Annotated in this window: 19 protein-coding genes and 1 pseudogene; 11 read left to right on the top strand and 9 right to left on the bottom strand. The window is 72.4% G+C overall.

Annotation, left to right across the window (positions count from 1 at the left end):
- Nucleotides 1-150: 150 nt before the first annotated feature.
- The gene (locus tag F9C41_RS13690; RefSeq protein ID WP_196279755.1) at nt 151-2,988 is read right to left on the bottom strand and encodes an ATP-binding protein; all 2,838 of its coding nucleotides are present in this window, start codon (nt 2,986-2,988) and stop codon (nt 151-153) included.
- A gap of 162 nt (nt 2,989-3,150) precedes the next feature.
- On the opposite strand from F9C41_RS13690, the pseudogene F9C41_RS41230 reads away from it, so the two are divergent.
- From F9C41_RS41230 to F9C41_RS13675, 4 genes and pseudogenes are all read left to right on the top strand, one after another.
- Nucleotides 3,151-3,537 (top strand): annotated as a pseudogene (locus tag F9C41_RS41230) (metallophosphoesterase); the annotation flags it as partial.
- Nucleotides 3,538-4,038: 501 nt separating this feature from the next.
- Nucleotides 4,039-5,199 (top strand): saccharopine dehydrogenase family protein, encoded by a 1,161-nt coding sequence (locus F9C41_RS41225; RefSeq protein WP_230689629.1) that lies wholly within the window; start codon nt 4,039-4,041, stop codon nt 5,197-5,199.
- Nucleotides 5,200-5,393: 194 nt separating this feature from the next.
- The gene (locus tag F9C41_RS13680; protein WP_155387160.1) at nt 5,394-7,280 is read left to right on the top strand and encodes a cellulase family glycosylhydrolase; all 1,887 of its coding nucleotides are present in this window, start codon (nt 5,394-5,396) and stop codon (nt 7,278-7,280) included.
- A 245-nt stretch (nt 7,281-7,525) separates the two neighbouring features.
- Nucleotides 7,526-10,246 carry a PQQ-dependent sugar dehydrogenase gene (locus tag F9C41_RS13675; RefSeq protein ID WP_196279754.1) on the top strand — a complete coding sequence of 907 codons (2,721 nt, stop codon included), beginning with the start codon at nt 7,526-7,528 and terminating at the stop codon, nt 10,244-10,246.
- A gap of 126 nt (nt 10,247-10,372) precedes the next feature.
- Here F9C41_RS13675 and F9C41_RS13670 read toward each other — a convergent pair whose 3' ends face one another.
- Nucleotides 10,373-11,284, bottom strand: a complete 912-nt coding sequence (locus F9C41_RS13670; protein WP_155387158.1) for a LysR family transcriptional regulator — start codon at nt 11,282-11,284, stop codon at nt 10,373-10,375.
- 70 nt (nt 11,285-11,354) lie between these two features.
- On the opposite strand from F9C41_RS13670, the gene F9C41_RS13665 reads away from it, so the two are divergent.
- Nucleotides 11,355-12,314 carry a DMT family transporter gene (locus F9C41_RS13665; RefSeq protein WP_155387157.1) on the top strand — a complete coding sequence of 320 codons (960 nt, stop codon included), beginning with the start codon at nt 11,355-11,357 and terminating at the stop codon, nt 12,312-12,314.
- Nucleotides 12,315-12,483: 169 nt separating this feature from the next.
- On the opposite strand, the gene F9C41_RS13660 is transcribed toward F9C41_RS13665, so the two are convergent.
- The 4 genes from F9C41_RS13660 to F9C41_RS13645 are packed head-to-tail and all read right to left on the bottom strand — an operon-like array spanning nt 12,484 to nt 16,064.
- On the bottom strand, nt 12,484-13,425 hold the full coding sequence (locus F9C41_RS13660; protein WP_230689570.1) for an acyl-ACP desaturase: 942 nt from the start codon (nt 13,423-13,425) through the stop codon (nt 12,484-12,486).
- Between the two features lie 56 nt (nt 13,426-13,481).
- Nucleotides 13,482-14,213: a lysophospholipid acyltransferase family protein gene (locus F9C41_RS13655; RefSeq protein WP_155387156.1), complete on the bottom strand. Its 732-nt coding sequence runs from the start codon at nt 14,211-14,213 to the stop codon at nt 13,482-13,484.
- Nucleotides 14,152-15,489 (bottom strand): MFS transporter, encoded by a 1,338-nt coding sequence (locus tag F9C41_RS13650; protein WP_230689569.1) that lies wholly within the window; start codon nt 15,487-15,489, stop codon nt 14,152-14,154. Before F9C41_RS13650 ends, F9C41_RS13655 begins: the two co-directional genes overlap by 62 nt.
- On the bottom strand, nt 15,486-16,064 hold the full coding sequence (locus F9C41_RS13645) for a helix-turn-helix domain-containing protein (RefSeq protein ID WP_155387155.1): 579 nt from the start codon (nt 16,062-16,064) through the stop codon (nt 15,486-15,488). Before F9C41_RS13645 ends, F9C41_RS13650 begins: the two co-directional genes overlap by 4 nt.
- Before the next feature lie 124 nt (nt 16,065-16,188).
- Between F9C41_RS13645 and ssuE the strand changes: the two genes are divergently transcribed.
- Nucleotides 16,189-16,722, top strand: coding sequence for an NADPH-dependent FMN reductase (ssuE, locus tag F9C41_RS13640; protein WP_155387154.1), 534 nt, complete (start codon nt 16,189-16,191; stop codon nt 16,720-16,722).
- Between the two features lie 123 nt (nt 16,723-16,845).
- Here the strand turns inward: ssuE and F9C41_RS13635 are convergent, their stop codons facing one another.
- Nucleotides 16,846-17,538, bottom strand: coding sequence for a nucleotidyltransferase domain-containing protein (locus F9C41_RS13635; RefSeq protein ID WP_230689568.1), 693 nt, complete (start codon nt 17,536-17,538; stop codon nt 16,846-16,848).
- Nucleotides 17,539-17,749: 211 nt separating this feature from the next.
- Here F9C41_RS13635 and F9C41_RS13630 point away from each other — a divergent pair, with 211 nt between their 5' ends.
- Nucleotides 17,750-18,325 carry a DUF4291 domain-containing protein gene (locus F9C41_RS13630; RefSeq protein ID WP_155387152.1) on the top strand — a complete coding sequence of 192 codons (576 nt, stop codon included), beginning with the start codon at nt 17,750-17,752 and terminating at the stop codon, nt 18,323-18,325.
- A gap of 38 nt (nt 18,326-18,363) precedes the next feature.
- Complete coding sequence (locus F9C41_RS13625) at nt 18,364-18,642, top strand: hypothetical protein (protein WP_155387151.1); 279 nt, start codon at nt 18,364-18,366, stop codon at nt 18,640-18,642.
- On the opposite strand, the gene F9C41_RS13620 is transcribed toward F9C41_RS13625, so the two are convergent.
- The gene (locus F9C41_RS13620) at nt 18,639-19,112 is read right to left on the bottom strand and encodes a macro domain-containing protein (RefSeq protein WP_155387150.1); all 474 of its coding nucleotides are present in this window, start codon (nt 19,110-19,112) and stop codon (nt 18,639-18,641) included. The two genes, F9C41_RS13625 and F9C41_RS13620, sit on opposite strands and share 4 nt — an antisense overlap.
- Before the next feature lie 85 nt (nt 19,113-19,197).
- On the opposite strand from F9C41_RS13620, the gene F9C41_RS13615 reads away from it, so the two are divergent.
- Nucleotides 19,198-19,752 (top strand): NADAR family protein, encoded by a 555-nt coding sequence (locus F9C41_RS13615; RefSeq protein ID WP_155387149.1) that lies wholly within the window; start codon nt 19,198-19,200, stop codon nt 19,750-19,752.
- 62 nt (nt 19,753-19,814) lie between these two features.
- Nucleotides 19,815-20,678, top strand: a complete 864-nt coding sequence (locus F9C41_RS13610) for a hypothetical protein (RefSeq protein ID WP_155387148.1) — start codon at nt 19,815-19,817, stop codon at nt 20,676-20,678.
- Nucleotides 20,679-20,690: 12 nt separating this feature from the next.
- Here F9C41_RS13610 and F9C41_RS13605 read toward each other — a convergent pair whose 3' ends face one another.
- Nucleotides 20,691-21,374, bottom strand: coding sequence for a GntR family transcriptional regulator (locus F9C41_RS13605; RefSeq protein ID WP_230689567.1), 684 nt, complete (start codon nt 21,372-21,374; stop codon nt 20,691-20,693).
- 83 nt (nt 21,375-21,457) lie between these two features.
- Here F9C41_RS13605 and F9C41_RS13600 point away from each other — a divergent pair, with 83 nt between their 5' ends.
- Nucleotides 21,458-22,318, top strand: a complete 861-nt coding sequence (locus F9C41_RS13600) for an amidohydrolase family protein (RefSeq protein WP_230689566.1) — start codon at nt 21,458-21,460, stop codon at nt 22,316-22,318.
- The last annotated feature ends 3 nt before the right edge of the window (nt 22,319-22,321 follow it).

Below are 22,321 nucleotides of genomic sequence, written 5' to 3'. Positions count from 1 at the left end.
GTCGCTCCCTCACCACCAGCACGAACGACAGGCTCGATCCACCGTCGTCCGGCCAGTGCCAGGGCCGCCGACGGGGCCTGGGGAGGAGGTGGCCTCCGGCGCCGGCAACGGCTCCGGGGGCCGCTCACGTTCTGACCTGGTCGGGCCGGCTCAACCAGGCAGGTCCAGCTCCACCCCGGCCAGCTCGGCTCGGGAGTGGACGCCCAGCTTGTGCAGCGAGCGGGCCACGTGCTGCTCGACGGTGCGCGGTGACAGGAACAGCATCTGGGCGATCTCGCGGTTGGTGCGCCCCTGCGCGGCCAGCCGGGCCACCTCCCGTTCCCGGGGGGTGAGGCCGCCGCCGTAGCCCGGCCGCCCGCCGCGTGCCACCACTCCGTGTTCGCGCAGCGTGTGCTGGCAGCGGGCCGCGTCCCAGCCCGCGCCCAGCGCGGTGAACGCGGTGCCCGCCGCGGCCAGCGTGGCCAGCGCGTCGGCGTCGCCCGGTCGTAGCGCCAGCTCGCTGCGGGCCCGGCCCTCCTCGGCCTGCGCCGCCTCGTACGGGCGTGGCTGCGCCGCGAAGCCCTTGGCCGCCCCGGCGAAGTGGGCCACCGCTTCGGCGTGGCTGTCCTCGGCGGCGAGCAGGTGTCCCCGGCACAGCTCCAGGGCCGCTTCGGCCAGCGGCGACTCCAGCCCGCGCATGCCGTCGGCGAACTCCTCGGCCAGGTCGCGCGCCTCCCCGGTCAGCCCGGCCTGGCCCAGCACGTGCACCGCGTACGGGGCCAGCTCGGCGGCCCAGTTCCAGATGGCCTTGGCACGCACCCGGGCCACGGCCCGGCGGGTCTCGGCGACGGCCTCGTCGAGCTGCCCGCGGGCGGCCAGCACCCGGATGTGGGCTCCGGACGCCGCGGCGACCACCGGCACCGTGCTCGTGTGCGGGGCGGCGACGCCCGCGGCGGCCAGGGAGGACTCCGCGGTGTCCCAGTCGCCGCGGGCCATCGCCAGCTGCCCGGTCACCAGATGCCCCTCGACCTCGGTGGTGGGTCCGTCCGGCCCGGTGAACTCGGCGGCCCGGTCGGCCAGCCCCGGCCACCGGCCCATCGCCCAGTCCAGGCGCAGCATGGTGCACCGGGCGGTGGTGCTGGTGACCGACGCGCCGACCTGGTCGGCGAGGTCCGTGGCCTGGCGCAGGAAGTCCCCGGCGGCGCGGTGGCGGCCCAGCAGGATCGTCGCGTCGGCCAGGTTCTGCAGGCCGCGGGCGACCTGCTGGCGTACGGCCAGGTTCGAGTCGCTCACGGTGATCAGCCGCTGCGCGACCGTCCAGGCGGCCGGGTCGCCGCAGTTCATCAGCAGGGTGGCCCGGTTGGCGAGCACGGCCATCTTGATGGCGTCGTCGTCGCATGCGGCGGCGGCCTCCTCGGCGCGCTCCAGCCAGCCGAGGTCGTTGCTGAAGGAGGAGAAGTGCAGCACCGGCCAGGAGAGCACGGCCATGGCGCGCGCCGCCAGCGCCGGGCGCTCGTGCAGCTCGTCGACGGCCTGTTCCACCTCGGCGGCGCCCTCGACGTACTCGCCGGCCTGGTTCATCAGCACCAGGCCGAGCTTGAGCCGCAGCTCCCCGCGCGCGGCGACGGGCAGCCGGTCGTCGGCGATGATGCGCCGCAGCAGGGCGACGGTCTGGTCCGAGCGGCGGCCGACCTCGGCGGTCTGCGCCAGCCGGATGGTCAGCCGGGTGCGCACGTTGCGCGGCACGGTCTGGTCGGCCAGCACCTCCTCCAGGGTGGCGATCGCGGATTCGTTGTCGCCGTCGGCGATGTAGCGCTCGGCGGCCGCCTCGGCGTGGCGCATCCAGGCCTTGTGCTGGCCCGAGCGGCGGTGGTGGTGGGCCAGCCTGGCCAGCTGCGGGGCCGCGTTGCCGTGCGCGAGGGCGAGGGCGGCGCGGCTGTGCAGCTCGCGCCGCCACGGGCCGGGCATCACCTCGTACACGGCGCGCGCGGCCAGCGGGATCCGGTACCCGTAGCGGCCGTCCTCGGCCTCGGCGAGCACCGCCCCGGCCAGCACCTCCACGAGGGCGTCGCGGCCCTCTCCGGCGTCCATCCCGGACACCTCGGTGAGCAGCTCCTCGGCGACGGGCTCGTCGAGCACGGCGGCGGCCTCGGCGATGCGCCGCCCGGCCGTGGACAGCGCGGCGACGCGGGCGTTGGTCAGCTCGCGCAGCCGCGCGGGCGGGGCGAAGCGGCCGAAGCCGAAGCCGTCGTTCTCCTCGCCGGGCTGGCGCAGCTGTTCGAGCACGTCCTCGATGACGCGGGGCACGCCGCCGGTGACCGCGGTCAGCCGGGCGGTGAAGTCGGCCGGGGGGTCCTGCCGACGGACCTGGCGGACCAGGCGGCGCACGTCGTCGGCCTGCAGCGGGTGCACGCGCACGGTGGCCGAGCGCATCTGCGGCGCGTACGCGGCGGCGACGCCGAGCGGCAACCCGGGGACCGCCAGCTCCTCGGGCCGGTACGACAGCACCAGGCAGACCTCGGGCAGCGGGGCGGACAGCAGCAGCGACAGCAGGTCCCGCGAGTCGGGGTCGATCCACTGCAGATCTTCGACGACCAGCGTGACCCGCCCCAGCGAGCCCAGCAGCACGCGGATCGCCCGCAGCATCCGGTGCCGGTCCTCGGCGGGGTCGGCCAGGCCCGGCAGGCCCGGCGGCATCCGGTCGGCGAGTTCGGGCAGCAGCGGGCGCAGGACGCCGAGCAGGGGGTTCAACGTGGACGCCGGGGGCAGGTGCGGTTCGGCGGACAGCAGCAGCCCGGTCGCCGCGGCCAGCGGCAGCGGCGGCCGGATGGGCGGGCAGGCGGCGGCGAGCACCGTTCCGGCCGCCTGCCGTCGCCACTCGTTGATCAGCCTGGTCTTGCCGCTGCCCGCCTCGCCCGCGACGAACAGCACCGCGGGCGGCGGCGCCACAGCGTGCAGGAAGCGTTGCAGAGTCTCGTTGCGCCCGACGAACACGCGGTCTGTCTGCACGTCCGTATCTTCGCCGTTGTCGGGCATCGACGCCAAGTCATCCCGCGCCGTGAACGGAACACGACTGCCGGGCAGGCTTCGTGCGGGCGGCCGACGTCCGGTCGGCCGAACCGCCCCGGGCCGGCCGTGGGTAGTGTTGCGGCGCGAGACGGAGGAGGGCGGATGGGCCGGGTCATCGTCATCGGGGACGTCGGCGGCTTCCCTGATCAGCTCCGCGCGGCGCTGATCGCGGCCGGGGCGCGCAAGAAGGACCTGCGGCTGCCCGCCGATCTGACCGTGATCCAGGTCGGGGACCTGGTCGACCGCGGCCCGGACAGCTCCGGCGTGCTGCGCATCGTCGCCGGCCGCCTCGACGACCAGCCGGAGCAGTGGATCCAGCTGCTGGGCAACCACGAGTCGCAGTACCTGCCCGGCGGCGACCACTTCTTCCCGGAGCGCCTGTCCAAAGCCGACGCGCGCCTGCTGCGCGACTGGTGGGACGACGGCCGGCTGCGCGTCGCCGCGGCGGTGCGCACCGCGGACGACGACTACCTGCTCAGCCATGCCGGGCTGACGGTCGCGTGCTGGCAGGAACTGGGTGAGCCGGCGACCGCCGCGGCCGCCGCCCGGCTGCTGGACGAGCGCCCCGAGCCGCTGCTGTGGCGCGGTTTCTACACCGACGCCGACGGCAAGTCCGGGCCACTGTGGGCCGAAGCCGGGTCCGAGCTGTACGGCGAATGGCTGAGTTTCCACGCCACCGGCGGCTTCGTGCCGTTCGGGCAGATCCACGGGCACTCGCAGATCGTGGGCTTCCGCGACCGCAGCTGGCGCGTCACCGGCCGGATCCGGCAGCGGGCCACCGTCGACTGGGCGGCCCGGCACGTGCGGCTGCGCGCGGGCGGCCGGGTGTTCATCGGCGTCGACCCCAAGCACGGCCGCAGCGGCGCGCCCTCGTGGCGGCCCCTCGAACTCGACGGCGCCACGGTGCTCTCCGCCGGCCACCTCCCCGACGGCTCTACTCGACCGGGCACCGGGTCGCAGGCAGGGCGTGGTGCGGACCGGCCGTACGACATCGTGCTGTTCGGAGCGACCGGGTTCACCGGTGGGCTGACCGCCGAACATCTCGCGCGGCACGTGCCGGCCGGGTGCCGGTGGGCGCTCGCCGGGCGTGACGCGGACCGGCTGGCGGCGGTGCGGGACCGGCTGGCCGCATCGGCGCCCGGCTGCGCGGACCTGCCGCTGCTGCACGCCGACAGCGCCGACCCGGCGTCGCTGGCCGCGCTGGCCGCCGCGGCCCGCGTGGTGATCAGCACGGTGGGCCCGTACGTGCTGCACGGCGAGCCGCTGGTGGCCGCGTGCGCGGCGGCCGGCACCGACTACGTGGACCTGACCGGCGAGCCCGAGTTCGTCGACGACATGTACGTGCGCCACCACGTCGCCGCGGTGGCCAGCGGGGCCCGGCTGGTCCACGCGTGCGGGTTCGACTCGGTGCCGCACGACCTCGGCGTGTACTCGACGGTCGGGCGGCTGCCGTCCGACGGGCCCATCCGGGTCGACGGCCACGTGCGGGCGCAGGGCTCGGTGTCCGGCGGCACGCTCGCCTCGGCGCTGCTGGCGTTCTCCCGGCGGCGGCAGACCGCCCGCGCCGCCGGTGAGCGCCGCGCGCTCGATCCCCGACCGGCGGACCGGCGCATCCGGACCCCGCTCGGCGGCCTGCGCCGGGTGCGCCCGGAGAGCGGTCTGCGGGGCTGGGCGGTGCCGCTGCCGACGGTCGATCCGCAGATCGTGGGGCGGTCCGCGGCGGCGCTGGCGCGCTACGGCCCGGACTTCGCCTACACCCACAGCGCGGTGGTGCGGCGGCTGCCGGTCGCGCTGGCCGCGCTCGCCGGTGCGGCGGTGCTGTTCGTGCTGGCCCAGTTCGGTCCGGTGCGGCGGTGGCTGATGCGGCGGCTGCCCGGCGGACAGGGCCCGAGCCCGCAGCAGCGGGAGCGGAACTGGTTCAGCGTCCGGTTCGTCGGCGAGGGCGGCGGGCGGCGGGTGGTCACCGAGGTGGCGGGCGGCGACCCCGGCTACGGCGAGACCGCGAAGATGCTCGCCGAGTCGGCGCTGTGCCTGGCCTTCGATTCGTTGCCGCAGACGTCGGGCCAGGTCACCACCGCTGTGGCGATGGGTGACGCGCTGACGGCGCGGCTGGTCGCGGCGGGCCTGCGGTTCGAGGTCGAGTCGGTCTGAACCGGTTCAGTGTCGGGACCACTGCCGGTGCTGGGGGAGCCGGGGAAGGCACCTTAACCGGTTGCGCGCATCGGGGCATCAACCTATGCTGATGCCGACGCTTGTAGGGAGCCGTCGGGCTGCGTCAACCCGAGTCCTCGTGTCCGTCCCCCCGTGTCGGCGCTGCCGGCGGGGCTGCTCCCTCCGAGGTGAACATGAAAAGAAAGATCGCGCTCGCGGCTGCGTCCATACTGACGCTGGCCGCCGCCGTGGTTGCCTTCAGCCAGCCGGCCCAGGCCGCCACCGGCATCCGCGTCTCCAACGGCCGGCTCGTCGAGGCCAACGGCACCGCCCTGAAACTGCGCGGCATCAACCACCCGCACGCCTGGTATGCCACCCAGACCAGCTCCTTCGCCGACATCAAGGCGGCCGGGGCCAACTCCGTGCGGGTGGTGCTGTCCGGCGGGCGCTGGACCACCAACACCGCCAGCGACGTCGCCAACGTCATCTCGCTGTGCAAGACCAACAAGCTGATCTGCGTGCTGGAGAACCACGACACCACCGGCTTCGGTGAGCAGAGCGGCTCGGTCAGCCTCGACGCGGCGGTGAACTACTGGATCAGCATCCAGAGCGCCCTGACCGGCCAGGAGAACTACGTCATCCTCAACATCGGCAACGAGCCGTTCGGCAACAACGCGGTCACCCCGAACTGGACCGACGCCACCAGGAGCGCCATCCAGCGGCTGCGCAGCGCCGGGTTCCAGCACACCATCATGGTGGACGCGCCGAACTGGGGCCAGGACTGGTCGTTCACGATGCGCGACAACGCGCCGAGCGTGCTGGCCGCCGACACCACCGGCAACACCATCTTCAGCGTGCACATGTACGGCGTGTTCGACACCGCCGCCGAGGTGAACGCGTATGTCGACTCGTTCACCAGCCGCAACCTGGCGCTGTGCGTGTGCGAGTTCGGTGACAACCACTCCGACGGCAACCCCGACGAGGCAACCATCATGGCCAAGACCCAGACTGCCGGTATCGGCAACATGGGCTGGTCGTGGAGCGGCAACGGCGGCGGCGTCGAATACCTCGACATGGTGACGAGCTTCAACCCCGCCCAGCGCAGCAGTTGGGGCAACCGCTACATCACCGGCGCGAACGGCCTGTCCACCACCTCGACCCAGGCGACCATCTACAACACCGGCGGCGACACGCAGGCCCCGACGACCCCGGGCACCCCGTCGGCGTCGAACGTGACCTCGTCGTCGTTGAGCCTGTCGTGGACCGCGTCGACGGACAACGTCGGCGTGACCGGGTATGACGTGGTGCGGGTGTCGGGTTCGACCGAGACGGTGCTCGCCTCGCCGAGCGGCAACTCGGCGTCGCTGACCGGCCTGTCCGCGGGCACGCAGTACACCCTGGCCGTGTATGCCAAGGACGCGGCGGGCAACCGCTCGACCCGTTCGGCCACGGTGAACGTGACCACGTCGGGCACCGGCGGCGACACGCAGGCCCCGTCCACGCCGGGCACCCCGTCGGCGTCGAACGTGACCTCGTCGTCGCTGAGCCTGTCGTGGACCGCCTCGACCGACAACGTCGGCGTGACCGGCTACGACGTGGTGCGGGTGTCCGGCTCGACCGAGACGGTGCTCGCCTCGCCGAGCGGCAACTCGGCGTCGCTGACCGGCCTGACCGCCGCCACCCAGTACACCCTCGCCGTGTACGCCAAGGACGCCGCGGGCAACCGCTCGTCGCGCTCGTCCACGGTCAGCGTGACCACGCAGACGGGCGGCGGCACGGGCGGCTGCACTGCGACGTACACGATCACCAATCAGTGGCCCGGCGGCTTCGGGGCAAACGTGACCGTGACCAACGGCTCCACCGCCAGCACCAGCTGGGCCGTGACCTGGACGTTCGCCAACGGGCAGACCATCACGCAGATCTGGAGCGCGCAGGACACCGCCAGCGGCGCGAGCCACACGGCGCGGAACATGAGCTATAACGGCAACCTGGGCCCGAACGCGTCCACGTCGTTCGGGTTCAACGCGACCTGGAACAACTCGGTCAACGCGGTGCCCGCGTTGACCTGCGCGCGTAGCTGACACCCGCTTTGCGAACAGTCGCGCCCGCCCCCGACCCCCCGGGCGGGGGCGGCGGTGTTGTTGCCGAAAAATATCTTGTACAAGCGTATTGGGGAAATTAGGGCTTATTTGGATTCACCAGCGTGTAAGAGGCTGAATTATGCATTCCGCTCGTTAGCCTGGCGCACTGTCAGCGGACACCACACGAGATGGAGGGCTTTCACGCTATGGGTCATCGGAGATCGCTGCCCGTCGGTGCGGCGCTGATGTCAGGAATCCTGTCGATCGCCATGCCAGGCCCGGCCGCGCACGCCGCGTCGCCGCCGGTCGCGCCCACCATCACCGAGCCTGGTGCCGACAACTCGCTGGTCAGCGCCGCCGACGTGCACATGGAGGCCGCCCCGTTCAGCGACCCGGACGGCGACGCGCACCTGTGCAGCGAGTGGGAGATCAGCACCGGGAGCGAGCGGGTCTGGGCCAGCGGCTGCACCGGCGGCGTGCTGCGCAACCACATCCACATGGGCGACGGCGTGTTCGAGAACTCGCACGCCGGTCGTTCCGACCTCATCCCCGACAAGGACTACGAGCTGCGGGTCCGGTTCAAGGACAACAGCGGCGACCCGGGCACCGAGTGGAGCGTCTGGACCGAGCGCCCGTTCCGCACCGCCAAGGAGCTCAAGCCGCGGCCCGACGCGCCGGAGTGGGTGGTCAAGCAGGAGGGCTACAAGGTCGAGGAGGTGGCCGGCGGTTTCTCGCTGCCGGTCAACATCGCCATGGTGCCCGGCCACGTCGCCGACCCGGCCAAGCCGATGTTCTACGTGACGGAGCTGTACGGCAAGATCAAGGTGGTCAAGGCCGACTACTCGGTGGCCACCTACGCCGACGACCTGCTCAACTACGACCCGTCCAAGGTCTTCCCCGGCAGCGGTGAGATGGGCCTGGCCGGTCTGGTGATGGACCCGGCGTCCGGCGACCTGTTCGCGTCCATGGTCTACAAGGACGGCAACAACTACTACCCGAAGGTCGTCCGGTTCCACAGCACCGACGGCGGCAAGACGGCCGCGTCGAAGAAGACGATCCTGGACCTCGACGACGAGCCGCAGAGCGCCTCGCACCAGATCTCCAACCTGAGCATCGGCCCGGACGGCAAGCTCTACGTGCACCTGGGCGACGGCTTCGAGCCCGACACCGCGCAGGACAAGGACTCGGCCCGGGGCAAGGTGCTGCGGCTGAACCTGGACGGGTCGGTGCCCAGCGACAACCCGTTCTACAACGACGACGACGGCATCAGCGCCCGCGACATGATCTTCGCGTACGGCCTGCGCAACCCGTTCGGCGGCGGCTGGCGCGCCACGGACGGCCAGCACTACTCCGTCGAGAACGGCCCCGGCGCCAACGACCGGCTCGCCCGCATCACCAAGGGCACCGATTACGGCTGGGGCGGCAGCGTCACCGACATGAAGAAGAACGCCCTCTACTCCTGGGAGCACACGCACGCGCCGGTGAACATCGCCTTCACCGAGCAGAGCGACCACCACGCGGGCGGGTTCCCCGAGGACAAGTGGGGCCACGCGTTCGTCTCCGAGAGCGGCCCGACCTATGCCACCGGCCCGCAGGAGAAGGGCAAGCGGATCGTCGAGTTCGGATTCAACGGCGACGGCTCCGTCACCGCCCCGAAGACGCTGGTGGAGTACAACGGCGGCGGCAAGACCTCGATCGCCGGCCTCGCCGTCGGCCAGGACGGGCTCTACTTCACCGGCCTGTACCCGGACAGCGGCGACCCCACCAAGGCCGGCGCGAAGATCTACCGGGTGCGGTACGCGCCGGGGCAGGCCGCGTCGCCGGTCATGATCTACGGCGACCGCGACTTCAAGGGCTCCTTCCAGGCGCTCGGCGCGGGCGTGCACGACAACGCCACGGCTGAACTGGGCTCGGTCGGCAACGACAAGATGAGCTCGCTGAAGGTCGGCCCCGGCTACCGCGTCGTGGTGTGCCAGGACGACAGCTCGAAGGGCCGCACCAACGCGCTGAACCTGGGCCTGTGCCGCTACTACGGCCCCGGCCAGCACGCGTTCGTCGGCGCGGACCTCAACGACCAGGCGTCGCTGATCGCCGTCCTGTCCGGCCCGGCCAAGGGCAAGGGCGTCACCGCGTACACCGGGACGAACTTCTCCGGCGACTCGCAGGGACTCGGCGTCGGCGGCTTCGAGGCCAGCGTGGGCGAGCTGAACGACGTCGACACGGCGACCAGCTCGATGAAGGTGGCCGCCGGCCACGAGGCGCTCGTCTGCCAGCACGACCGCGACGCGGGCGTGAACAGCGGCCAGGTCGGCCCGTGCCGGTTCTTCACCGCCGGCGACCACCCGGCGCTCGGCGTGAACTTCGAGGACAACGTCCACCTGATCGCGGTGGGCGGCCCGGCGGTGACCGCCTTCAGCGAGACCGGTCTGACCGGCAAGTCCCAGCTGTTCGCGCCCGGTATCCACCAGGCCTGGCAGGGGCAGCTGGGCGTCGTCGGCAACGACGCGATCACGTCGTTCCGGGTGGAGCCGGGCTACCGCTTCGTGGCGTGCAGCAACGACGGCAAGAACTTCTCGAACAAGGGCGACCTCGGCCCCTGCCGCACCTTCGGCGCGGGCGACCACACGCTGCAGGGCAGCCTGCTTGACAACAAGATCTCCCTGATGGCGGTGCTGGCCGGGCCGAGCAACGGCGCGCGGATGACGGTCTACCGCGACCGCGACTTCAAGGGCGTCTCCAACAAGTACGGCATCGGCATCTACGAGTCGGCGGAGATCGGTCCGGTCGGCAACGACAAGATCAGTTCGCTGAAGGTGTCCGCCGACCACGAGGCCGTGGTGTGCCGCCACGACAGCGCCAAGGGCGAGGCCGACATCAATCCGTGCCGCCTGTACGTCGCGGGCGACCACAAGTACGTCGGCGCCGACCTCAACGACGACATCTCCCTGGTGGCGATCGCCAAGTAACCTGACCGACCCGCCCGCCCTCCTGCGGCAACTCTTAAAGACTTGTGGCCTCCTGCACCTGCGGAGGCCACAAGTCTTTAAGAGTCGCTGGCGCTGGCGCTGGCGCTGGCGGTGGTGGTGCGGGGGTTAGTGCAGGCCGAGTGCCTCCGGGGCGGCCAGGAGGTTGCGGGTCAGCTCCTCGACCAGGGGCGACTGCTTGCCGCGGCGGGTGACCAGGCCGATGTAGCGGGTCGGCGCGGGGGCGCGCAGCGTCAGCACCGACACCCCGGGCGGTGACCCGGCCAGCGCCACCGACGGGATCAGGCCGATGCCGACCCCGGCGGCGATCAGCGACACCGCGAACCCGTAGTCGGTGGTGCTGCAGGAGACGTTGACCTCGAACCCGGCGATCGCCGCGTACCCGTCGAGCAACTCGCCGACGCTGACGCAGCCCTGCACCCACCGCTGCCCCGACAGCTCCGCGAGGTCGACCTCGCCGCGCCCGGCCATCGGATGCGCGGCGGGCACCACGATCCGCATCGGATCGTCGAGCAGCGGCGTCCAGGCCAGGCCGGACCGGTCGCCCGGCCGCACTGGCGGCGGGCCGTCGAAGTGGTACACCAGCGCCAGCTCCGCGCGGCCCTCGCGGACCAGCGCCAGGCTCTCGTCGGTCTCGCTCTCCAGCACGGTCAGCTCGGCCCGCGGGTGCGCCGCGGCGAACCCGGTCAGCGCCGGTGGGAGCAGCAGCTGCCCGCCGCTGATGAAGGTCGCGACGGCCAGCCGCTCGGCCCGGCCCTGCGCCAGCCGGCTGATGCGCTCCTGCGCGTGCACCAGCTCGGCCAGCACCACGTCGGCGGACTCGACCAGCACCCGGCCCGGGTCGGTGAGGGTGGTGCCGCGGGTGGTCCGCTCCACCACCGGCGTGCCGAGGCTGCGCTCCAGCGCGGCGATCTGCTGGGACACCGCCGATGGCGTGAGCAGCAGCGCCGCCGCCGCGCCGCTGAAACTGCCGTGCTCGGCCACCTCGCGCAGGATGCGCAGCCGCTGTACGTCGATCATTAGAACCTCTGCAAGCCGCGTAAGTAAGTCATCACTACCGCTAACAACTCTAGCGCGCGAGGCTGAACACATGAAGCGTCAAGCCTGGGTCCTGCTGGCCGCGATGTCGGTGCTCTGGGGCATCCCGTACCTGTTCATCAAGATCGCGCTGACGGAGCTGTCGCCGCCGGTCGTCGTACTCGGCCGCACCCTCATCGCCGTGGCGGTGCTGCTCCCGCTGGCCTACCGCAAGGGCGCGCTGGCCGCGCTGCGCGGCAGGTGGACCGCGATCGGGGCGCTGTCGCTGCTGCACGTCGTCGCGCCGCAACTGCTCATCACGTACGGCGAGGTGCACATCAGCTCGTCGCTGACCGCGCTGCTGCTCGCCTCGCAGCCGCTGCTGATCGCGGTGCTGGCGCTGCGCTTCGATGCCTCCGAGCGGGCCGGCGGCCGCAAGCTGCTCGGACTGTTCGTCGGGCTGATCGGCGTGGCCGCGGTGGTCGGGTTCGACCTGGGCGGCGGCGACCGCCTGGAACTGGTCGGCGCGGGTCTGGTCCTGCTGGCCGGCGCGTCGTACGCCGGGGCCACCACGCTGGTGAAGAAGAAGCTGTCGGACGTGCCGCCGCTGGGCGTGGTCGTCGGCACCACCGGCATCGCCAGCGTGCTGCTGCTGCCCGCGGGTCTGCTGGCCGCCCCCGCGGCCCTGCCCGGTCTGGACGCCTCCGCCGCGGTGCTCGCGCTCGGACTGCTCAGCACCGCCCTGGCGTTCCTCGTCTACTACAAGCTCATCGCCCTGGCCGGAGCCGGCTCCGCCGCGCTGGTCTCCTACACGAGCCCTGCGGTCGCCGTCGCTCTCGGCGTGCTCCTGCTCGCCGAACCCCTCACCCCGGCCACCGTCCTCGGCTTCGCCCTGATCCTCCTCGGCTCCTGGCTCTCCACCCGCAAATCCGCCCCCAAGCCCCAGCCCACTACCGCCGACCCGGCCACCCCCGCCCCAGCACCGACCCCGCAACCCGTCCCGGCTCCGCGCCCGCCCGCCCTGACGCGTTGATCATGAACTTATGGCACGGCTGAGCGGCGTGGCGTGCCCCTAACCTCATGATCGATCAGGCCCCCCACCCGTGTTGGGTGAGGGGCCTGATCGATCATGAAGTTGTGCCGGGGAAACGCCGTCGAACCGTGCCATAAGTTCATGATCAACGCGGCGCGGGGCGGGTGGGTCAGGCGGCGCGGGCGGCGGCGCGGGCCTGGTGGGCGGCGCGCTTGTCCTCGAAGCGGGTGGCGGCGGCGTCCAGCTTGCCCAGGACCTCGACCAGCTCCTCGCGGGCGCGCTCGCCCTCGGCGGACAGGCCGGTGCGCTCGAGCACCTTGAGCTGGCGCAGCACCGGCATGACCACCTCGTCGTGGTGGATGCGCAGGTCGTAGATGCCGGCCATGGCGATCTGCACGGACTTGCGGCCGAAGTTCTCGATGGTGTGGCCGGGCATCTGGAACGCCTTCACCACGCGCAGGATCGCTTCCATGGTGGCGTTCGGGACCAGCTCGAACGAGGCCATCAGCAGGTTGCGGTAGAAGAGCATGTGCAGGTTCTCGTCCGCGGCGACCTTGGCCAGCAGCGCGTCGCAGATCGGGTCGCCGCTGATGCGCCCGGTGTTGCGGTGCGCCACGCGGGTGGCGAGCTCCTGCATGGAGACGTATGACAGGGAGCCGAGCACGTCGGGGTGGTCGGCGGTGAAGCCGGTCTCCATGTGCACCATGCGGGCCCGCTCCAGCGCGATCGGGTCGACGGCGCGCGTGGTCAGCAGGTAGTCGCGGATCGCGACGCCGTGCCGGCCCTCTTCCGCGGTCCAGCGGTGCACCCAGGTGCCCCACGCGCCGTCGCGGCCGTACAGCGTCGCGATCTCGTGGTGGTAGCTGGGCAGGTTGTCCTCGGTGAGGAGGTTGACGATCAGCGAGGTCCGGGCGACCTCCGACAGCTTCGACTGGCTGGGCTCCCAGGCCTGGCCGCCGAGCGGGCCGTCGAAGTCGCTGCCCTGGCTCCACGGCACGTACTCGTGCGGGAACCACTCCTTCGCGGTGGCCAGGTGGCGGTTGAGGTTGGTCTCCACCACCGGCTCAAGCTCGCGCAGCAGCACCAGGGTGTCGGTGGTTTCGGTCGTCAACGCAGTCCTCCTGAGATGGGCTGGTAACTACGGTACCGTAACCTACGGCACCGTAACTAGTCCTCGTCGGAGGAGTCTGTGACCTGGTCCGGAGCGGGAGCGGTGCCGCCGAGGTGGGCGGGCAACCACCAGGAGTCCTCCGGGCCTTGGGGTTTGTCCGGATACTCCTGCTGTGCCCGGTCCAGCAGCTCCGTCATCCGGCGGTGCAATTCCACTGTGACGACGTCCGACTTATCCCGCTTACTAGGATACATCGGCTCGCCGACCAAGATCGTTACCGCCACGTGCCGCTGGGTCAGCCTGCGCGGGCGCCCCTTCGTCCACAGGCGCTGCGGGCCCCACAGGGCCATCGGGATCAGTGGCACCCCCGCCGCTGCGGCCATCCGCCCCGAGCCGCCCTTGAGCTCCTTGACCGTGAACGACCTGCTGATGGTCGCCTCCGGGAAGACGCCGATGACCTCGCCCCGCTTCAGCGCCTCCAGCGCGGCCTTGTACGACGACAGCCCCGCCTCCCGGTCCACCGGGATGTGATGCATCCCACGCATCAGCGGACCCGCGATCCGGTTGGCGAAGATCTCCTGCTTCGCCATGAACCGGACCAGCCGCTTGGCGGGGTGCGCCGCGAACCCGCACAGGATGAAGTCCAGGTAGCTGATGTGGTTGCAGGCGATGACCGCGCCCCCGGTGGTGGGCACGTGCTCGGCTCCCTGCACGTCGATACGCAGGTCAAGAACGCGGAACGCGGTCTTCGCGAGGGCGATCACGGGCGGGTATACGCGGTCCGACATGGCGTAACAGTAGAGCCCGCGCCTGGACGTCCCGACGGCGCGGCAGGCCCCACAGCGTCAGCGCCGCCGCCGCGAGCAGCAACCCGGATCCCGCGAACGCAGGTCCCGGCCCGTACGCCGCGGCCAGCGCCCCCAGCGTGACGGAGCCCGCGGCCGCGCCGAGCTGCAGCAGCAGCGACTGCACCGACAGCACGGTGGCCCGCTCCGCCGCCTCGACACGGTCGTGCAGCAGCCGGCCCACCGGTGCCACCGCCGCGCCCAACCCCAGGAACATCAGCAGGTACGCCGCACCGGCCGCGACCAGGCCAGGCCACCCGGAAAGCGCGGCCGTGCCGGCGAGTCCGGCCAGCCCCAGCGCCGCGAGCACCGTGCCCGCACATGCGGCCCGCCCCGGCGAGCCGAGCAGGCGGGTCAGCGGCACCCCGAGTGCGCTGCCGGCCGCGTCCGCCGCGAAACCGACCGCCGCGACGAGCGCGTACGCCAGCACCCCGCGGCCCGGCCCGCCCGACAGCACCGCCATCCAGGCAGGCGTGAGCAGCTCGATCACCGCCAGGCCGGTGCCCGTCGCGGCGGCCACTCCCAGCACCCGCACCAGCACCTGGTCGCGTCCGGCCAGCCGCAGTCCGGCCGTGACGGTCGCCGGCACGCCGCGCAGCACCGCCCCGAACTCCGGCCGCGGTCCCCGCGCCTCCGGCATCGCGAACACGACGACCAGCAGCAGCACCAGCTCACCGACCGCCGCCAGCAGCACCGGCACCGCCAGCCCGGCGCCATCCGACGCCGCGCCGGGCCACAGGAACGGGATGACGCCGCCGGCGAGCACACCGACGCCGAGCGCTGCCGACGCGGCCACCCCACCGCGGGCGAGGCCCGGTCCCAGGTCGGCGTCGCGGCCTTCGGCCGTGTGCACCGCGTCGACGTACCAGGCCTCGGCCGGGCCGGAGGACAGCGCGCGGGCCACCCCGCGCAGCACCGCGGACACGACCAGCAGCCACACCGCCCCGGCCAGGCCGAGCACGGCCAGCCCGGCCAGCCCCGCCGCGGCTGAAGCGACGAGCACGGGACGGCGGCCGAGCACATCGGACAGCCCGCCGGTCGGCAGCTCCAGCGCCATCACGGAGATCCCGTACACCGCGCCGATCGCCGCGATCTCGCCCAGGCTGAGCCCGCGCTCAAGTAGCAGCAGCACCAGGGGAGCGGTGTAGAGCCCGGCAGGCAGCCAGGTCAGGAACATGATCAGCACGTAGCGGCGGCGTGCCGACACCGCGGTGATCACGAGGCTTCGCCGAGGCGGGGCAGGCCCGCCACCACGATGCTGACCGGGCGGACGGCCGGGTCGGCGGCGTCCTGCGCGACCAGCTCGTCGACGTGCGCGTAGAACCGCGCCCAGAGCGTGTTCACCGACTCGGGCGTGAGCCTCACCAGCAGGTCGCCGACGCCGGACGCGTCGACCCAGTCGGCGGGCAATGAGCCCAGCGCGGCCTCGTACGCCTCGACGTCCCTGATCAGGATGTCGACCTGCTGGCGACGCATGATCGCGGACGCCTCGCGGCCCTCCGCCGTGGCGGCCATGTCGACGGCGCTCCACTCGTTGACCCGGTGGACGGCCTGCCAGCGCCGGGCGCGCGGGTGCCCCGGGTCGCCGGCCTCCGCGATGAACCCGGCCTGCGCGAGTTTGCGCAGGTGGTAGCTGGTCGACCCGGTATCGGTGGCGAACCTGCGCGCCAGCTCGGTGGCCGTGGCCGGCCCGTGCTCGCGCAGCGCCCCCAGCAGCCGCGCCCGCAACGGATGCGCGAGCGCCTTGAACTCCTCGACCTCGCCGACCCGCCGTACACCCTCACCCTGACTCATGACCCGCACGCTACCCATACAGAATTCTCTTTGCAAACAAAATTCTGCATCGCCTGCATCGGTGCGGTACGGGAAGCGGCGCGATACGGTGGCTGCGGCGCCGGTGAGAACAGGGGAGGTGGACGTGGCTGTTGTGGTCGCGATCAGCGGCTCGCCGTCACCGACCTCGCGCACCGCGCGCGTGCTGGCCAACGTGGCCGGCGCGCTCGACGCCGAGATCGACACCATCGCCGTGCGCGACCTGCCCGCCGACGTGCTCCTCGGCTGTGACCCGTCGCATCCGGTGATCCTCGACATCGCCGCGCGCCTCCAGGCCGCCGACGGCGTGATCGTCGCGACGCCGGTCTACAAGGCCGCCTACAGCGGCATCCTCAAGGCGCTGCTCGACCTGCTGCCGCAGTACGCCCTCGCGGGCAAGACGGTGCTGCCCCTGGCCACCGGCGGCACCGTGGCGCACGTGCTGGCCATCGACTACGCGCTGCGACCCGTGCTCACGACCATGGGCGCGACCCACGTGCTGCCCGGCTACTTCGTGCACGACCAGCTGATCAGCGACGCCCCCGACGGCGACATCGTCATCGCCGAACCGGCCCGCACCCTGCTCGACGGCGTCGTCGCCGCCTTCGCCGCCGCGCTCACCCCCAAGGTGCGCGCGTAACGCATGTGCGGCCGGGCTCACCGCCCGGCGGGAACAGGGCCGCCCGGGGCAGCGGCCGGTAGGGCCGCAGCACCCGGTAGACCGCCAGCCCGAGCCGCACCTCGTCGATGAGCGTCCGCAGCCTCACCCGCGCTCGCCGCCGACGCGGAAGCGGTCGACGAGCGGGCCGCCGGTCGCCGCGATCTGCTCCGCCGCCATGGCCAGCAACGCCTGCGGGTCGTGTCGCGCGGCCAGCCAGCGCGACGCGTACGCCGGGTCCAGGTCGAGTAATTCCCGGGCCCGCCACTTCCCGGTGCCGCGCCAGTGCGGTGGTCGGGCGGTCGCGCAGGCCGCGTCGGCGATCACCTGCCACAGCGTCGCCGCGGTGGCGGCCGCCTCGACCGGCTCGGCCGCGTGCGCGAGGTCGTCAGACAGGTCCGCGAGGCCGTAGCGCAGCATGTTCAGCTGGTCGGCGGTGAGCGGCCGCGGCCCGGCCGCGAGCACGCCCGCGCAGTGCGCCTGCAAGCGCATCGCCTGCTCGTCCGGGCCGGTGAGCAGGTGTCCGCCGCTCAGCATGCGGTGCAGCGCGGGCCGCCCGTCGCGCAGGTCCAGCTCCAGGTAGTGGTCCAGCCCGGCCTGGTCGTAGGCGAACAGGTCCACGTTGAACCCGTCCCACCGCTGCCACTCGCGGAAGGGCAGCCCGTCACCCTCGCCGAAGAAGACCAGGATGTCGAGATCGGATCCGGGCGTACGCGCCGACGTCAGCACACTGCCGGTGAGCATCGCCCACCGAGCGTCAGGAAACCGGTCCTCGACGAGGCGCCGCGCGGCGGCCACGGGATCATCGTGCACCCCTGCCAGGGTTCCCGTGGCGCCGCGGCCGGACAAGCGGATTACCGCGCGGGTGCGCGCCACGTCTCCTGTCGGCAGCCACCTGCCCGACGCTGGACGCGGCCAAGCCGGTGCAGGTCCGGGCGACGCGTGACCTGACGTGGGCCGGCGGTAAACCAGGTCGACCTGCGCGGGCCGAGGATGGATCATCCAGGGCATGACAGTGCCGACACGACAGATCCGGGCGCTGCACGACGACGAGACGATCACCGTCTACCAGGCGTACCGGCCGGAGATCGGCGAGGCCGCGGCCGCGCTGGGACGTTTCCCGGACTGGTACCGCCGCGATCGGATGACCTGGATCAAGCCGTCCTTCCTGTGGATGATGTACCGCTGCGGCTGGGCCACGAAGGAAGGCCAGGAGCGGGTGCTCGCGATCCGCCTGCGCCGCGCCGGGTTCGACGCCGCGGTGCGCCAGGCCGTGCCGAGCCACCACGACCGCGACGTGTACGCCGACCAGGCGCAATGGCAGCGGGCCCTGAAGCGTTCCCCGGTGCGCGTGCAGTGGGACCCCGAGCGCGACCTGCACCTGCGGCCGCTGGCGCACCGCGCGATCCAGGTCGGGCTGTCCGGGACCGCGGTCGACGGATACGTCGACGACTGGACCGTCGGCATCGCCGACGTGACCGCGCTCGCCCACGAGATCCACGCGCTCGTCATCGCCCGTGACCCGGACGGGGCACGACGCCTGCTGCCCGACGAGCAGCCGTACGCCCTCGGGCCGGAGTCGTAGCCCCGACGCGCGTTGATCCCCAGTCGTACCGTGGGCCCATGCCGCCATATCTCGGGGTGCTGGCGGTCCTGGTCAACGCGGCCGTGGCGGTCGCCGCGCTGCTGCTGTGGCGGCGCGGGCGGCGGGCGGGGCCGGCGACCGCAGCGCAGCGGCTCGCCGCGGCCCGGCGGGCCACGCAAGGCCTGCGCCGGGAATCGTCGTCGCGCCGTCCCGACCGCGGCCATTTTCAGGACGGGGACCGGCCCGGCGACCGCTACAGCGGCGCGATCCTGGAGAACTCCGTGTACGGCGACGCCGCGGGCGGCAGCGGCCTCTAGAAGTCGTACACGGTGGTGGGCACGCCCGCGGCGAGCAGCGTGTCCTGCACGATCGGGCCGATGCGCTCCCAGCGGCCGCCCGCCAGCCCGCAACCGATGCGCGGCATGTGCACGGAGGCACGGAGCCGGGTGGCGTGCCCGGCCAGCGTCCTCAGGCACGCCTCGACCGCCTCATACCGGATCGGCGGTCCGGAACTGCCGGTCTTCGTGCCGCGCTGGGCGACCATGTTCGCGACCCAGGTGTCGGGCAGCACCTGCACCAGGCGGACCGCGCCGAGGCCGAAGTCGTTGCGGGCCCGCTCGCGGTGCCAGCGCCGGTAATCGCGTTCCGGCTCCGGCCAGCGACGGGCGATCGCCAGCACGAAGCCCTTGCCCCAGCCGCCGATGTCGTTGCAGACGTGCGCGATCACCTTGGGGCCTTTGGCCTGCGGGCTGGTCGCGTCGCCCTTGATGATCGTCAGCGTGGTCACGGTGGGCATTGTGCCGCCACGGTGTGACGCCGGTCGACCCAAATCGTGACGCGCGGCGGGGCCGTCCTGCGCGACACTGGCGGGCATGTCACCTCGCAGCGTCGCCGAACTCGTCACCCTCGCCGAGCGCGGGCGGCGGGTGAAGTACCTGATGTTCTGGGGGCACCAGCCGTCCGCGGACGGGAGCATCGGCCCGAGCTGCCTGAGCCAGTGGTGGCAGGCCCCGTTCACGGTGGACGGGGTGGAATTCGCGACCGCCGAGCACTACATGATGTGGCGCAAGGCGACGCTGTTCGGCGACGCCGAGGTGGCGCAGCGCATTCTCGCGGTGGACCACCCGCAGCAGGCCAAGGGCCTGGGCCGCGAGGTACGCGGCTTCAGCCAGGCCGTCTGGGAGCGCGAGCGGTACGCCATCGTGCTGGCGGGCAGTGTCGCGAAGTTCGGCCAGGACGAGGCGCTGGGGGCATACCTGCTGTCGACGGGTGAGCGGGTGCTGGTGGAGGCGAGCCCGGTCGACGCGATCTGGGGGATCGGCCTGTCGGCCCGCGACGGCGACGCCTGGTATCCGCAGCGCTGGCGAGGCCTGAACCTGCTCGGATTCGCGCTGATGGAGGCACGCGAGCAGCTCGCGTCCGGCTGAGACGTCAGGCGGCCGGGTGCGGGTTCTCCCAGGAACGCTCGCCGGCGGCGTATCCTCGCGCGATGTGCGTTTCGGCTGCCCACGCGCAGTTCCGTGGCACGACCGTCTATGCGGGACGTCGCCACCATCCGGTGCACGGGCGGATCGAGGTGTTCGGCTACCAGAACACCGCGGTGAACCTGGCGTCCGGCCCGAATGCGATGCTGCTGCACCTGCCTGGCCGCAACCTCACGCCGGACAACTTCATCGACGTCGGTCGCCACCGCGACGTGCTGGACCGGATGGTGGACGCGGTCGAGGGCGCCGCCGCCGCGGACGGCATGGCGTGGATGGACGGCCCGGTCCCGCAGGCGCACGTCTTCGAGCACGACGTCTACACGGTGGTCCTGGCCGAGGACCCGATGGCGGTGTACGCGGCGCTGGAGCGGGTGCCGCCGCACCGGCGGCCGGCGGTGAGCCCGGAGCTGTTCGAGTTCTACGCGCTGGCCTTCCCGTCCCACGCGATCGTGCTGTGCTGCTTCGACAATCGCGACACGCTGCGGGCCAAGCCGCTCCTGCTGTGGTACGAGCCGATCGACCCGGACCGCATCGTGGTGCCGGCGATCGACTGCCACACCGGCGGCGTGCCGCTGTTCGGCAGCCCGGTGGAACGCGACCACGTGGTGATCTTCGGGGTGGACGAGACGGACGTCGCCGACGGCTGGGGGCGCAGCCCGGACCATGCGTACAGCGCGGTCGTGGAGTGGCCGGGCGACCTTCGGCACCGGCTGCGCGAGTTCCTGCCCGATCGGGTCGTCGTCGGCGCGGTGCCCGGACTCGACCGCCCGGACCTGCTGGTCAACGGCGACTTCGGCATCGACGTCGCCGACCTCCTCGCCGACCGGGGCCTGACCAGGTTGGACAGCCTGCGCCTGGTCGGGCCTTGAACCGCGGCCCGGTCAGGCCGGGAAGGCGGGCAGGTGGCGGTCGCGGGCGGAGGTGAGGTGCTGGTGCATGGCGTCGGCGGCGGCGTCGGAGTCGCCCTTGGCGACGGCGGCGGCGATGCGCTTGTGCTCGCCGACGGTGTCGCCGGTGCCCGCCGAGGGGAAGTAGAGCCGGTGCAGGTGCAGGTGGGAGTGCAGCCGGATGATGGACTCGCGCAGCAGGCCGCTGCCGGACACCTCGGCGACGAGGTCGTGGAAGCGGGCGTCGAGCGCGGTGAACGCGGCGTGGCGCCGGTAGCCGTCACCGGCCTCGACGGCGACGGTGGCGGCCGCCTCCTCGCGCACCCGGCGGCGCTGGTCGGCGTCGGCGTGCGCGGCGGCGCGGCGGGCGGCCGCGGTCTCCAGCAGCAGCCGCATCTCGAACAGTTCGTCGAACTCGGTGCGGGTGAGCAGCGGCGTGGTGGTGTAGCCGGACATGGCCCGCTTGCGCACCAGACCGTCGGACTCCAGCCGGGCGAGCGCCTCCCGCACGGGAGTGGGGGAGACTTCGAGGGTACGGGCAAGCCCGTCGATGCTCACCCGCTCGCCAGGAGCGATGGCATGCTCCATGATGAGTGTCTTCAACGACTCGTAGACGTCGTCGGTCAGCGTGAGCCGCTGCGCGGGTCGGACCCGGCCGTGCATGGGCGTTGTGGCCATCGGACACCCCTTGACTGTCACCGTCGTGAGCGAGTACACCTTACCGATACCACGATGATATAGGATCTATGATTCAACAGGACGTGACAGGGGGCAGACACGTGCGGATCGACGCGCACCACCACCTGTGGACCGCCGACTACGCCTGGCTGGCCGAACCCGGCCTGGAGCCGCTGCGCCGCGACTACACCGTCGAGGACCTGCGCCGCGAGCTGCCGACCGGCAAGGTGGACGCTACCGTGCTGGTCGAGGCCGGGCTGTGCCACCTCGACGAGACCGTGCGCTTTCTTTCGCTCGCCGAGGACGCGCCCGAGATCGCCGGAGTGGTGGGCTGGGCCTCGCTGACCGATCCCGACCTGCCCGGCACCATCGCCGCGCTGCTGTCCGGGCGCGGCGGCGACCTGCTCGTCGGCCTGCGTGACCAGATTCAGGGGGTGACCGACCCCGGTTACCTGGCCCGTCCCGACGTACGCGGCGCGCTGCGCGCGATCGGCTCCGCCGGGCTCACCTTCGACCTCGTGGTCCGCGCCGACCAGCTGCCCGCCTGCGCCGCGGCCGTCGCGGCCGTGCCGAACACCATGTTCGTGCTGGACCACCTGGGCAAACCCCGGATCACGCCGGACGGGTTGCGCGAATGGCGGGACGCGGTCGAGCCGCTGGCAGCGTGTGACAACGCCGCCGCCAAACTGTCCGGGCTGCTCACCGAGGCCGGTCCGGACTGGACGGTCGAGGCGATCGCGCCGTTCGTGGAGGCCGCGCTGGAGTTGTTCGGCCCCGACCGGCTGCTGATCGGCTCGGACTGGCCCGTCTGCGAGCTGGTCGCCTCGTACGCCGACGCGCTGGCCGCGGTCGGTTCCTGCCTGTCGGGGCTGTCGCCCTCGGAGCGGGCCGCCGTGGCGGGCGGCACCGCGATTCGCACCTACGGTTTGGAGATCAACCAGTGAAGT

It is taken from the genome of Catellatospora paridis (assembly GCF_009720365.1).
Classification (GTDB): Bacteria; Actinomycetota; Actinomycetes; order Mycobacteriales; family Micromonosporaceae; genus Catellatospora; species Catellatospora paridis.
The sequence above is the reverse complement of the archived record's forward strand: the minus strand, read 5'-3'. Positions and strand labels throughout refer to the sequence as shown.